Genomic DNA, 12128 nt, shown 5'->3' with positions numbered 1-12128 from the left:
GACGGTTTGACGATCCGACCGTCACGCATGGCCGAATGCGCACGACCGTGCGAACCGGGACGCCCGGGTCACAGGGGTCGGAAAGAAATTTGTGCGGCCGTTGAACACTTCCGTGGTCCCCACCCGTACCTAGGACCGTGCGGCGGCACAGACGGGCGCTGCAACATCCAGGTGATTATGGGGAGTTGACGATGAAGACCTCCTGGCGGAGCGCCTCACTCGCGGCGACGGCCGTGTCCGTCATGGCGTTGACGGCGGCGTGCGGTTCGGAAAATGTGACCACACCTTCCTCTGCGGCACAGAACGTCGGTGCCACGGCTGCGGCCGGAGGTTACGGAAGCGTCGGTGCGACGGCCACTGCCAGCACCGGTGCCGGCAACGGCTACGGTGCCGACGGCCAGCAGGCCGCGGCCGCGGAGCCCGCGGGCCAGCTGTCCGTTGCCAACAACCCCGACCTCGGCAAGGTGTTGAGCGACGGTGCGGGTCTCACCCTCTACCGTTTCGACGCCGACACGGCCAATCCGCCCAAGTCGAACTGCGACGGCGACTGCGCCACCGCCTGGCCGCCGGTTCCCGCGAACGACGCCACGGCCGGCGCCGGTATCGACAAGTCCCTGCTCGGCGAGGTGACCCGTACCGACGGCACCAAGCAGCTGACCGTCGGTGGCTGGCCCGCCTACCGCTACGCCAAGGACGTCAACGCCGGTGACGTCAACGGCCAGGGCGTCGGCGGCAAGTGGTACGCGCTCGCCCCCGACGGCAAGAAGGCGACCCTCGCCTCGCTGCCCGGCCTGTCCGTCCGCAAGGACGCGAAGCTCGGCGACATCGTCGTCGACAAGAACGGCCGCACGGTCTACCGCTTCCTCAAGGACAAGGCATGGCCGAAGTCCGTCTCGAACTGCCTCGGCGCCTGCGCCGAGAAGTGGCCGGCGGTCGGCATCGTCTCGGCGAACGACACCAAGGGCGTCGAGAAGAAGGGCCTCATGGGCTTCACCCGGTCCGACGGCGTCAAGCAGATGACCGTCGACTGCTGGCCGATCTACACCTTCTCCGGTGACACAGCGGCCGGACAGACCAACGGCCAGGGCGTGGGCGGCACTTGGTACGCCGTCTCGCCCGAAGGAAAGCCGGTCGGCGCGCCCGCGAAGTAGCGAGAACACCTCCCCAGGGTTGATCGCCTCGCCCACTCGGCAACGAAACGCGGAAGGGAGGGACGCGGGCAAGCGAAGAAGAGTGCCGAACGAAACAGCAGCGCGTACGACCCCAGGTCCGCCCCCTCCGCACCGCACGGAGGGGGCGGACCCCTTTGGCGTCGACCGGGCAGCAATTCCGGCATTCTCCGCGCCTCTCCGCGTGTCCCCGCACGTCAATTCGGCACGTGCCGCAGGCAGTCACCGGGAACGGATGGTCAATTTCCGTTTCCGCTCGCTCCTTTGGCGGGCGATCAGTAGCCTCAGCTCGAACACCGGATCGCCTACGCCTTGGAGAGATACATGGAGCGTCCCGCCTGGGCACCCCGAAGCATCGACATCTCGGTGCCGAGCGTTTCGCGTATCTACGACTACTACCTGGGCGGTTCGCACAACTTCGAGGTCGACCGGGAAGCGGCCCGCAAGGCCATGGAGTTCCTCCCGGGACTTCCCAAGATCATGCAGGCGAACCGGGCGTTCATGCGCCGCGCGGTGCGATTCGCGGCCGCCGAGGGCATCACCCAGTTCCTCGACATCGGCTCCGGAATCCCCACCTTCGGAAACGTCCACGAGGTGGCCCAGGAAGCCAGCCCCGGCGCCCATGTCATGTACGTCGACCACGACCCGGTGGCGGTCGCGCACAGCCAGGCGGTCCTCGCGGGCAACGCGACCGCGGACGTCATCGCGGCCGACCTCCGCAAGCCCCAGGAGATCCTGGCGAGCCCCGAGGTCCAGCGGCTGATCGACGTGAATCGGCCAGTGGCGTTACTTCTCGTTGCCATACTGCACTTCGTGGAAGACACGGACGACCCGTACGGAGCGGTGGCACAGCTGCGCGAGGCCCTCGCGCCCGGCAGCCTGCTGATCCTCACCCATGCCTCGTACGAGGGAATCCCGTTGCCCCCGGAGCGGGCGGAGGGCGCGGTGGACGTGTACAAGGACATTCGCAACCCGCTGATCATGCGCTCGCGCGAGGAGATCGCGCGGTTCTTCGAGGGGTACGACATGGTGGAACCCGGACTGGTGCCGATGCCGGACTGGCGGCCGGACACCGCACCGGAGGACGAGGATCCGTATTCCTTCTCCGGTTTCGCCGGCGTAGGACGCGCGGCGTGATCGCGGAGCCGGACGGGCCGGAGGACAGACTGCGCAGGTTCGCGACCATCTGGAGCCGGGCGGTGTTCCCGGCGACCTCGACCTCGCTGACCCGGCCCGAGTTCGAGGAGCGACTCCTGCCGCTGGCACGGCGGTTGAGCGAGGCGCTGCGGGCCAGGAACCTCGACGCCGAGGAGGGCAAGGCGGTCGGCGCCGCCCTCATCGCCGCGCACTGCACCGACCCCGACGCCCTCAGCCGCACCCTCGAGTGCGTCGACGCCTACCTGGTGCTCTACTGCGGCGGCGACGGCCCCCAGGAGGACCTCAGGATCCGCTCGGCACGGCTCCAGCACGCCATGGCCGCCGGGTTCGCCCAGGCGCTGCGCGAGCGCACCCTGGCCGAGCAGGAGGCCATCTCCGTGGCCGCCCTCCAGGCCCAGGGCGTGGTCGCACAGGCCCTGCACGCGACCGAGGCCCGCTTCCGCGCGGTCTTCGAGGGCGCGGCCATAGGAATCGGCATGGCCGACCTCGAAGGCAACATCCTCCAGGTCAACGGCGCGCTGCTGCGCATGTTCGGCATCACCGAACAGACCATGGGCGGCCGCAACGTCCGCGAGTGGACCCACCCCGAGGACGCGCCCCAGACCTGGACGCTCTACGACGAACTCGTGCGCGGCGAGCGTGAGCACTACCACGTCGAGAAGGCGTTCTACCGACCTGACGGAACGGTCCTGTGGACCAACCTCACGGTCTCCCTGCTGCGCGACGCCGACGGCAACCCGCAGTACCAGCTCGCCCTCATGGAGGACACCACCGAGCGCCGGCTGCTCAATCTGCGGCTGCGCTACGAGGCGACCCACGACGCCCTCACCGGCCTGCCCAACCGCACCCTGTTCTTCGAACGCCTGGAGAAGGCGCTCGGCGCGGGTGACAACCAGCGCTTCGGTCTCTGCTATCTCGACCTCGACGGCTTCAAGACCATCAACGACAGCCTCGGCCACGCGGCCGGCGACCGGCTGCTCGTCGAGGTCGCCGACCGGCTGCAGTCCTGCGCGACCGCGCCCGGCGAGATGGTCGCGCGGCTCGGCGGCGACGAGTTCGTGGCGCTGACCACCGGCCCCGACACCGAGCGCGAGGTCGACGAACTCGCAGGGCGCATCATGAACGCCCTCATCACCCCCGTCAGCATCGACGGCCGTGACCTCACCGTGCGCGGCTCCATCGGCATCGTCGAGGGCCCGGCCGGTGAGCGCGGCCCGGCGGAGGTGCTGCGCAGCGCCGACATCACGATGTACCGGGCCAAGTCGGCGGGCGGCAACCGCTTCGAACTCGCCGACCCGGAGGCCGACGCCCGCGCCATCACCCGGCACGGCCTGACGACGGCACTCCCGGCCGCCCTGGACCGCAACGAGTTCTTCATCGAGTACCAGCCGCTGGTCCACCTCGGCGACGGCAGCGTGCGCGGCGCCGAGGCCCTCGTCCGCTGGCTGCACCCGCAGCACGGCGTCCTCGGCCCCGACCGCTTCATCCCGCTCGCCGAACACACCGGCCTGATCGTGCCGTTGGGCCGCTGGGTCCTCGACCAGTCGGTCCGCCAGGCCAAACAGTGGCAGGAACGACACGGAGGCAACGACGCCACCGGCCCGCTGCGCATCAACGTCAACCTCTCGCCCTGCCAGCTCAGTCACCCCGGCCTGGTGCAGGACACCGTCGACATCCTGGAGCGCGCGGGCGTCCGTCCGGACGCGCTCTGCCTGGAGGTCACCGAGTCCGCGCTCATCGGCGCCGACGACGACCTGCTCAAGCCGCTGCGCCAACTCGCCGAGATGGGCGTCGACATCGCCCTCGACGACTTCGGCACCGGCTACTCCAACCTCGCCAACCTCCGCCGCCTCCCGGTGAGCATCCTCAAACTGGACCGCTCCTTCACCCAGGGCATGCAACAGTTCCCGGCCGACCCCGTGGACCTCAAGATCGTCGAGGGCATCGTCTCCCTCGCCCACAGCCTGAACCTCGCGGTGACGGTCGAGGGCGTCGAGACGGGCGCGCAGGCCGAACAACTCCGCATACTGGGCTGCGACACCGCCCAGGGCTGGTACTACGCCCGTCCGGGCCCGCCGGACCGGCTGCACGAACTGGCGTTGGTGGACGCGACGGGGTGAGGGCGTAAGTCGGTTGCGGGAGGCCCGGGTTCGAGGGTGATCATGTGCGGGTGACTCAAGAAGCGCATGCATCGGACGACGTGAACAAGGCCATCGAGGGCGAACTGGCGCTCATGGACCCGGCCGTCCGCTCCTCCCGCAGCGAGGCCGTCCGCCTGCTGGACCCCGAGTACGTGGAGGTCGGCGACTCGGGTCGGCACTACACGTACGAGCACATGCTGGCTTGGCTGCCGGAGCACGCGGGCAGCGTGACGGACGGTCCCCGCTACCGCCCCTCGGCCATCACGGGCATCGTCCTGGCCCCCGGTCTGGTGCAGCTCAGATACGAGACCGACTTCGACGGCCGCCGTGCCCGCCGCACCTCCCTGTGGCGCAAGCGCGACGAGGAGACGGGCTGGCGGATGTTCTACCACCAGGGGACGCTGGTGCCGCCGGACATCGACTGAGACAGGCCGCGACGCGAAGGAGTCGGACTCCATGAGCACCGAACTGCAGGGCCGCACCGCCGTAGTGACAGGCGCCAGCAAGGGCATCGGACTGGCGGTCGTGCAGGCGCTGGCCGGCGCGGGCGCCACCGTCGTCGCCGGGTCGCGCACCACCACCGAGGAACTGGACGCGCTGGTCAAGGAGTTCCCGGTGACCTGGGTGCCGGTGGACCTCGCGGAGCGCGACGCGGCCGAGCGGCTGGTCGCGGCGGTCGGCGGGCGCGTCGACGTCCTGGTGAACAACGTCGGTACGGCCCCGCCCCGCACCGGCGGCTTCCTGTCCGTGACCGACGAGGACTGGCAGCGCACCCTCGACCTGAACCTCCTCACGGCGGTACGCGTCACCCGCGCCGCCCTGCCGCTGATGCTGGCCGCCGGGCGGGGCTCCGTGATCACGATCGGCTCGGTCAACGCGACCCTGCCCGACCCGCTGGTCATCGACTACAGCGCGGGCAAGGCCGCCCTGGTCGCCTTCTCCAAGGCCCTGTCCAAGGAGGTCGGCCCGAAGGGCATCCGCGTCAATACGGTCAGCCCCGGCCCGGTCGAGACGGAACTGTGGCTCGGCGGCGGGGGAGTGGCCGAGACCGTGTCGGCGGCCACCGGCCTCACACCCGCCGAGGTCGCGGCCCGAGCCGCGGGCGCCAGCGTCACCGGCCGCTTCTCCAAGCCCGCCGAGATCGCCGACGTGGTCCTCTTCCTCGCCGGCGACCGCGCGGCGAACCTGACCGGTAGCGACCTGGTGATCGACGGCGGTTTCATCCCGACCTGGTGAGCCGGCCGGGCGGCGGGGGACGATGAACTCCCTTACGGCGGCGCCCGATTGCCGCTGCTTCCACGACAGCTGCGGCAACCGGCGGTGACGCGGATGGCATCGGCACCTGCGCCCGATTGCTCCCGCCGCACCTGTTGAGACTGGCATCCGCCGCAACGCCGGGGTGAGGTGCTGCGGCGGATGGCATCCGCACCAGGGTCCGCCGAGTTCGCGCGAGGGGACTGCCTCGGGAGCACCTGCTGGACCTGGTGTCCGCACCGCGCTCGGGTGGGCCCGCGAGTCTGGCTGCTTCCGCCGCATCTGCCGCGCCGGGAATCGGCGGCAGCGCCCGGGTGAGGTGCTGCCGCTCGCCCCTCTCCCGGCCTCCGCACCAGGGCTCCGCCGAGTTCGCGGGGTTCACCGCCTCCGCAGCACTGCTGGACCTGGCGTCCGCGCCGGCGCTCGGGGTAGGCGCTGCGACTCACGGCTTCCACGGCATCCGCAGCAGGGCCCCACCGAGTTCGCGGGGGACACTGCTTCCACCGCAGCCGCCGCATCCGGCATACGCGCCCGCCCCTGCCAAGTGCGCGCAGCCCACCGTTTCCGGTGCACCCGGCATCCGCACCAGCCCCACCCGCCGACCCCGCGCAGTTCCCCGCTTCCGGTGCACCCGGCATTCGCACCAGACCCACCCGCCGCCCCCACGCAGCCCACCGCTTCCGTTGCAACCGGACTCCGCACCAGCCCCTCCTCCGACCCCGCGCAGCTCACCTCACCGCTCCAACAACATCCGCTGCAACTCCCTGGCCGCCCGAGGCGGAGCCACATCGCTGCGATGGGCGAGCGCGATCGTCCGGTGCAGCCCCGGCCGCGCCAGCGGCGTCACCCGCAGCCCGCGCCCGGACTTCGTCGCGACCATGCGCGGCACTACGGCCACGCCGAGCCCCGCCCGCACGAAGCCCAGGACGGCATCCATCTCGCCGCCCTCGACCGCGAAGTCGGGTTCGAAGCCCTCGGCGCGGCACGCGGCGACGGTCAGTTCCCGCAGGTCGTAGCCGTGCCGGAACATCACGAGGCGCTCGCCCTCCAGGTCGGAGATCCGCACTGTCCGCCCGCGGCCCGGCGCCGGCGCCTCCGGTGACGAGACGACGACCAGGTCCTCGCGCAGCAGCTCCACCGTGGTCAACGCCGGTGACGGCGTGGGCAGCGGCAGGACCACCAGGGCGAGGTCCAGGGCACCGCGAGCCAGCTCCCGTACGAGATCGTGCGAACCGCCCTCCTCGATCAGCAGCCGGATGCCCGGATAACGGTCGTGGAAGGCGCGCAGCACGTCCGGCAGCAGGCCCGTGCACAGGCTCGGCGTCGCGCCCAGGCGGATCCGGCCGCTGCGCAGCTGGACCAGTTCGAGGACCTCGTGCCGGGCCGTGTCCGCGTCCGCCAGGATCCGCCGGGCCAGCGGCAGCAGCGCCTCGCCCGCATCGGTGAGCGTGATGTTGCCCCGGGCCCGCAGGAACAGATCCGCCCCCAACTCCCGCTCCAGCGCCTTGATCTGCTGGGACAGCGACGGCTGCGCGACATGGACCAGATCGGCGGCCCGGGTGAAGTGCCGGGTCTCGGCGACGGCCACGAAGTACTGAAGCTGTTGGAACTGCATGCAGTCACGATAGTCGTAGCCTATGGAATCCAGGTGGATCATGTCTTGGACCGATCGACCTTCCGGGACCTAACGTCCGTAGACATGGCTCTGGCAACGCGGACGGACCGACGGCCGTCGATGGCGCGCACGGTGTGGGACAGCTCCGTCGGCAAGAAGACAGTGATGGCGGTCAGCGGCCTGATCATGCTGCTGTACCTGGTCGTCCACATGATCGGGAACCTGAAGATCTTCTTCGGCGCGGGGGAGTTCAACCACTACGCCCACTGGCTGCGCACCGTCGGCGAGTCCTTCATGCACTACGAGTGGACGCTCTGGCTGATCCGGATCGTCCTGGTCGTCGCCGTGGTCGCGCACGCCGTCTCCGCGTACCAGCTCAGCCGCCGCGACATCAAGGCGCGCCCCAGCAAGTACGTGCACAGGAAACCCCGGGCGACCTACGCGACCCGCACCATGCGCTGGGGCGGGATCATCCTCGCCCTGTTCATCGTCTGGCACATCCTCGACCTGACGACCGGCACCGTGCACTCCGGCGGCTTCCAGGAGGGCCACCCGTACCAGAACGTCGTGGACACCTTCTCCACCTGGTACGGCGACACCATCTACATCGTCGCGATGCTCGCTCTCGGCCTGCACGTCCGGCACGGCTTCTGGAGCGCCGCCCAGACTCTCGGCGCGGGCAGCCGCAGCCGCGACCGCGCCCTGAAGACCATCGCCAATGTCCTCGCACTGCTGCTCACGGCTGGCTTCATCGCCGTGCCCGTGGGCGTCATGACCGGAGTGGTGAGCTGAAATGGCCCTTGAATACGCGGACTTCACGACCGGGGAACCCGTCACCGACACCAAGTCCCCCACCGGCCCCATCAACGAGCGCTGGGACACCCGCCGTTTCGAGGCCAAACTCGTCAACCCCGCCAACCGGCGCAAGCACACGGTGATCGTCGTCGGCACCGGCCTCGCGGGCGGCTCCGCAGGCGCCACCCTCGCCGAACAGGGCTACCACGTCGTCCAGTTCTGCTACCAGGACTCCCCGCGCCGCGCCCACTCGATCGCCGCCCAGGGCGGCATCAACGCGGCGAAGAACTACCGCAACGACGGCGACTCCGTCCACCGCCTCTTCTACGACACCGTCAAGGGCGGCGACTTCAGGGCCCGGGAGTCCAACGTCCACCGGCTGGCCCAGATTTCGGTGGAGATCATCGACCAGTGTGTCGCGCAGGGCGTGCCGTTCGCGCGGGAGTACGGCGGCCTGCTCGACACCCGCTCCTTCGGGGGCGTGCAGGTATCCCGCACCTTCTACGCGCGCGGCCAGACAGGACAGCAACTCCTCCTCGGTGCCTACCAGGCGCTGTCCCGGCAGATCGCCGCCGGGAACATCGAGATGCACCCGCGCACCGAGATGCTCGACCTGATCGTCATCGACGGGAAGGCACGCGGGATCGTGGCGCGCGATCTCATCAGCGGCTGTATCGACACGTACTTCGCGGACGCCGTCGTTCTCGCCAGCGGTGGCTACGGCAACGTCTTCTACCTGTCGACGAACGCCATGAACTCCAACGCCACCGCCGTGTGGCGCGCGCACCGGCGTGGCGCGCTCTTTGCCAACCCGTGCTTCACACAGATCCATCCGACTTGCATCCCGCGCACCGGCGACCACCAGTCCAAACTCACCCTGATGAGCGAGTCGTTGCGCAACGACGGCCGGATCTGGGTGCCGAAGGCCACGGGCGACCAGCGTCCGCCGAACCAGATCCCCGAGGACGAGCGCGACTACTACCTGGAGCGCATCTACCCGTCCTTCGGCAACCTCGTGCCCCGCGACATCGCCTCCCGCGCCGCGAAGAACGTGTGCGACGAGGGGCGCGGTGTCGGCCCCGGCGGGCAGGGTGTCTACCTCGACTTCGCCGACGCCATCGGGCGGTTGGGGCGGAAGGCGGTCGAGGAGAAGTACGGCAACCTCTTCGACATGTACGCCCGGATCACCGCCGAGGACCCGTACACGGTGCCGATGCGGATCTATCCCGCCGTGCACTACACGATGGGCGGCCTCTGGGTCGACTACGACCTCCAGACCACCATCCCGGGCCTGTTCGCGATCGGCGAGGCCAACTTCTCAGACCACGGCGCCAACCGCCTCGGCGCCTCCGCGCTGATGCAGGGCCTCGCCGACGGCTACTTCGTGCTCCCGGCGACCATCAACGACTACCTCGCCCGGCACCCCGGACATGAGGACATCACCGCCGAACACCCCGTCGTACAGGAGGTGTTGGCCGAGACCGAGGACCGCATCAACCTGCTGCTCGCGGTGGACGGCGACCGCACCCCCGACTCCTTCCACCGCGAACTCGGCGAACTCATGTGGGAGTTCTGCGGAATGGCCCGCACCGACAGCGGACTGCGCAAGGCGCTGGAGCGCATCCCGCAGATCCGCGAGGAGTTCTGGCGGCGGATCAAGGTCCCGGGCACCGGCGAGGAGTTCAACCAGTCGCTGGAGAAGGCGAACCGCATCGTCGACTACCTGGAACTCGCCGAGCTGATGTGCCTCGACGCACTGAACCGCGCCGAGTCCTGCGGCGGCCACTTCCGCGAGGAGTCGCAGACCCCGGACGGCGAAGCGGCGCGCAGGGACGAGGAGTTCAGCTACGCGGCCGCCTGGGAGTTCACCGGCACGGGTTCATCTCCCGTGCTGCACAAGGAAGACCTGGTCTTCGAGTACGTCCACCCCACTCAGCGGAGCTACGCATGAAGCTCACCCTGCGCGTCTGGCGGCAACGCAACGCCGACGCCGAAGGTGCCATGTCCACCTACCAAGTGGACGGAATCTCCTCGGACATGTCGTTCCTGGAGATGCTCGACACGCTCAACGAGGAGCTCATCCTCAAGGGCGAGGACCCGGTCGCCTTCGACCACGACTGCCGCGAGGGCATCTGCGGCGCGTGCAGCCTGGTGATCAACGGTGACGCGCACGGCCCGGAGCGCACCACCACCTGCCAACTCCACATGCGGTCCTTCGAGGACGGCGACACGATCGACATCGAGCCCTGGCGCGCCTCGGCCTTCCCGGTCGTCAAGGACCTGGTGGTGGACCGCTCGGCCTTCGACCGGATCATCCAGGCCGGCGGTTACATCACCGCCCCGACGGGAGCCGCCCCCGAGGCCCACGCCACCGCCGTTCCCAAACCGGACGCCGACTTCGCCTTCGAGCACGCCGAGTGCATCGGCTGCGGGGCATGCGTGGCCGCGTGTCCGAACGGCGCGGCGATGCTGTTCACCTCCGCCAAGGTCAACCACCTCAATGTCCTCCCGCAGGGCGCCCCCGAGCGCGAGACGCGGGTGCTGGACATGGTGGCGCAGATGGACGACGAGGGCTTCGGCGGCTGCACGCTGGCCGGCGAGTGTGCCACCGCCTGCCCCAAGGGCATCCCCCTGGTCTCCATCACCGCCATGAACAAGGAGTGGCTGCGGGCGACGCGCAAGGTCGCCAAGCGCTGAACACCCCTACGAACTCCCTTGGGGGACAAGAACGTTCGCCGACAAGATGCGGACGGGCGGGACCGGGAGTGGTGCTCATCCCCGGTCCCGCCAGGCATCGCGCCCCTCGGTAAGCTGCGCGCATGATCTTCACAGGCAGGGGGCGGGAGCGGTTTCTGGACGCCGTGACGGGGTTCGAGACCGCCGTGCGCGAGCGGGACGGTGAGCGGGCCCAGCGCCTGCTTCAGGACATGTACGGCCGGTTCGACCAGGCGGCGGAGGACGAGCTCGTAGCCGCCGGGCCCCGTCTCGCGGCACTGCTGCATGACATGCCTGAGGGGCCGCGCGCCCTGACGGCAGTCGTGGTCGGCGCCTGTGTCGAGCGGGGCGCGGACGCGACGCTGTGCGATCTGCACGTCCTGGCCGGGCTCGCCACGGCCCTCGGCGCCGCCGGGGAGTTCTGCGAGCGCTGGGCGGCGACCGGGGGAGGAGGCCTGCCCGATCCGGACACGGGTGACCCGGAACCCGCCGTACTCGAACGGGCCGGCCAGGACGCCACCCTGGGCTGGTGGCTGCTGCCCCGCTGGGAGATGGCCACCGTGGCGATGCTGAACCGCCCCTCGGTGCGCACGGGACTCGAACCCGCCCTGCGCGCCGGCCTGTTGGACGCCCTCCGTGCCGTACAGGAGGCCTCCGGCCACGACTTCAAATGCCTGCACTACGCCCTCCTCGTCCTCGACGACGAACCTCTCCTCGCCCTCCACCGCCCCACCGGCACCGGCTACCTGCTCCGCATGACCGGCATCGGCGACAACTTCCAGCTGCACACCCTGCTCGCCGACGTCCTGATCGGCGGCGGACACGTGCCCGGGCAGGCGCCCTCCGCGCAGGAGGCGGCCGTGTGCCGGGACGCCCCGGGGCAGGTGCCGACCACTGGTTCCTTCAACCTCGTGACCCCGGGCGGCGATTGGGTGTGGAACGAGGGAACTCCCACCGACATCCCGATCGTTGAAGGCGTACGGGTGGTGGTCCTCGACCCGCCGCCGTACCAGCGCGGCTGGCCCGCGGGCCGGTTCTTCCCCGGCATGACCGGTGACCTGGTGCTGGAGCGGGTGCTGGGCGCCGACGAGACCCGGGAGTGGCTGGGGCGGTGCGCCCCGCCGAAATGAGCAGCACACCCTGAGGGCCGGGGTGTGAGGACGCCGTTCAACAACCCCACATCCCCCCTCCGGGCACAGGTCACGCGCAGGACGCCCGGCGTAGGAAGAACTGTTGCGACCGGACATACGGAACCGGCCAGCTTGTTCCTTCGCCGAACCC

Annotated in this window: 10 protein-coding genes; 9 read left to right on the top strand and 1 reads right to left on the bottom strand. The window is 69.9% G+C overall.

Annotated features, from left to right (window positions below; all coding sequences use genetic code 11):
• The first annotated feature begins 191 nt into the window (after positions 1-191).
• From OO70_RS16440 to OO70_RS16420, 5 genes are all read left to right on the top strand, one after another.
• Positions 192-1151, top strand: a complete 960-nt coding sequence (locus OO70_RS16440; protein ID WP_043670775.1) for an SCO0930 family lipoprotein — start codon at positions 192-194, stop codon at positions 1149-1151.
• Positions 1152-1493: 342 nt separating this feature from the next.
• Complete coding sequence (locus OO70_RS16435; protein ID WP_043670772.1) at positions 1494-2306, top strand: SAM-dependent methyltransferase; 813 nt, start codon at positions 1494-1496, stop codon at positions 2304-2306.
• Entirely contained in the window at positions 2303-4447 is a 2145-nt protein-coding gene (locus tag OO70_RS16430) for a putative bifunctional diguanylate cyclase/phosphodiesterase (RefSeq protein ID WP_043670769.1), read from the top strand. The genes OO70_RS16435 and OO70_RS16430 overlap by 4 nt, the downstream gene beginning before the upstream one ends.
• A gap of 113 nt (positions 4448-4560) precedes the next feature.
• Complete coding sequence (locus tag OO70_RS16425) at positions 4561-4893, top strand: DUF4440 domain-containing protein (protein ID WP_051741395.1); 333 nt, start codon at positions 4561-4563, stop codon at positions 4891-4893.
• A gap of 31 nt (positions 4894-4924) precedes the next feature.
• Positions 4925-5704, top strand: coding sequence for an SDR family NAD(P)-dependent oxidoreductase (locus OO70_RS16420; RefSeq protein ID WP_043670764.1), 780 nt, complete (start codon positions 4925-4927; stop codon positions 5702-5704).
• A 751-nt stretch (positions 5705-6455) separates the two neighbouring features.
• Here OO70_RS16420 and OO70_RS16415 read toward each other — a convergent pair.
• Entirely contained in the window at positions 6456-7337 is an 882-nt protein-coding gene (locus tag OO70_RS16415) for a LysR family transcriptional regulator (protein ID WP_043672571.1), read from the bottom strand.
• Positions 7338-7457: 120 nt separating this feature from the next.
• On the opposite strand from OO70_RS16415, the gene OO70_RS16410 reads away from it, so the two are divergent.
• The 4 genes from OO70_RS16410 to OO70_RS16395 all read left to right on the top strand — a co-directional run bounded on the left by OO70_RS16410 (position 7458) and on the right by OO70_RS16395 (position 11977).
• Complete coding sequence (locus tag OO70_RS16410) at positions 7458-8129, top strand: succinate dehydrogenase (protein ID WP_043670760.1); 672 nt, start codon at positions 7458-7460, stop codon at positions 8127-8129.
• A gap of 1 nt (position 8130) precedes the next feature.
• Positions 8131-10083, top strand: a complete 1953-nt coding sequence (locus OO70_RS16405) for a fumarate reductase/succinate dehydrogenase flavoprotein subunit (protein WP_043670756.1) — start codon at positions 8131-8133, stop codon at positions 10081-10083.
• Positions 10080-10829 carry a succinate dehydrogenase/fumarate reductase iron-sulfur subunit gene (locus OO70_RS16400; RefSeq protein WP_043670753.1) on the top strand — a complete coding sequence of 250 codons (750 nt, stop codon included), beginning with the start codon at positions 10080-10082 and terminating at the stop codon, positions 10827-10829. The genes OO70_RS16405 and OO70_RS16400 overlap by 4 nt, the downstream gene beginning before the upstream one ends.
• Before the next feature lie 122 nt (positions 10830-10951).
• The gene (locus OO70_RS16395; RefSeq protein WP_043670750.1) at positions 10952-11977 is read left to right on the top strand and encodes a hypothetical protein; all 1026 of its coding nucleotides are present in this window, start codon (positions 10952-10954) and stop codon (positions 11975-11977) included.
• Positions 11978-12128 lie beyond the last annotated feature (151 nt).

The sequence above is a fragment of the Streptomyces xylophagus genome, assembly GCF_000716435.1.
In the GTDB taxonomy this organism is placed as follows: Bacteria; Actinomycetota; Actinomycetes; order Streptomycetales; family Streptomycetaceae; genus Streptomyces; species Streptomyces xylophagus.
Note: the sequence above shows the minus strand (reverse complement) of the source record. Positions and strands in the feature narration are given on the sequence as shown.

Bases quoted from the DNA above. Each gene is read 5' to 3' on its own strand.
- OO70_RS16415 (WP_043672571.1), bottom strand. From the start codon at position 7,337: ATGCAGTTCCAACAGCTTCAGTACTTCGTGGCCGTCGCCGAGACCCGG.
- OO70_RS16440 (WP_043670775.1), top strand. From the start codon at position 192: ATGAAGACCTCCTGGCGGAGCGCCTCACTCGCGGCGACGGCCGTGTCC.
- OO70_RS16400 (WP_043670753.1), top strand. From the start codon at position 10,080: ATGAAGCTCACCCTGCGCGTCTGGCGGCAACGCAACGCCGACGCCGAA.
- OO70_RS16410 (WP_043670760.1), top strand. From the start codon at position 7,458: ATGGCGCGCACGGTGTGGGACAGCTCCGTCGGCAAGAAGACAGTGATG.
- OO70_RS16425 (WP_051741395.1), top strand. From the start codon at position 4,561: ATGGACCCGGCCGTCCGCTCCTCCCGCAGCGAGGCCGTCCGCCTGCTG.
- OO70_RS16395 (WP_043670750.1), top strand. From the start codon at position 10,952: ATGATCTTCACAGGCAGGGGGCGGGAGCGGTTTCTGGACGCCGTGACG.
- OO70_RS16420 (WP_043670764.1), top strand. From the start codon at position 4,925: ATGAGCACCGAACTGCAGGGCCGCACCGCCGTAGTGACAGGCGCCAGC.
- OO70_RS16405 (WP_043670756.1), top strand. From the start codon at position 8,131: ATGGCCCTTGAATACGCGGACTTCACGACCGGGGAACCCGTCACCGAC.
- OO70_RS16435 (WP_043670772.1), top strand. From the start codon at position 1,494: ATGGAGCGTCCCGCCTGGGCACCCCGAAGCATCGACATCTCGGTGCCG.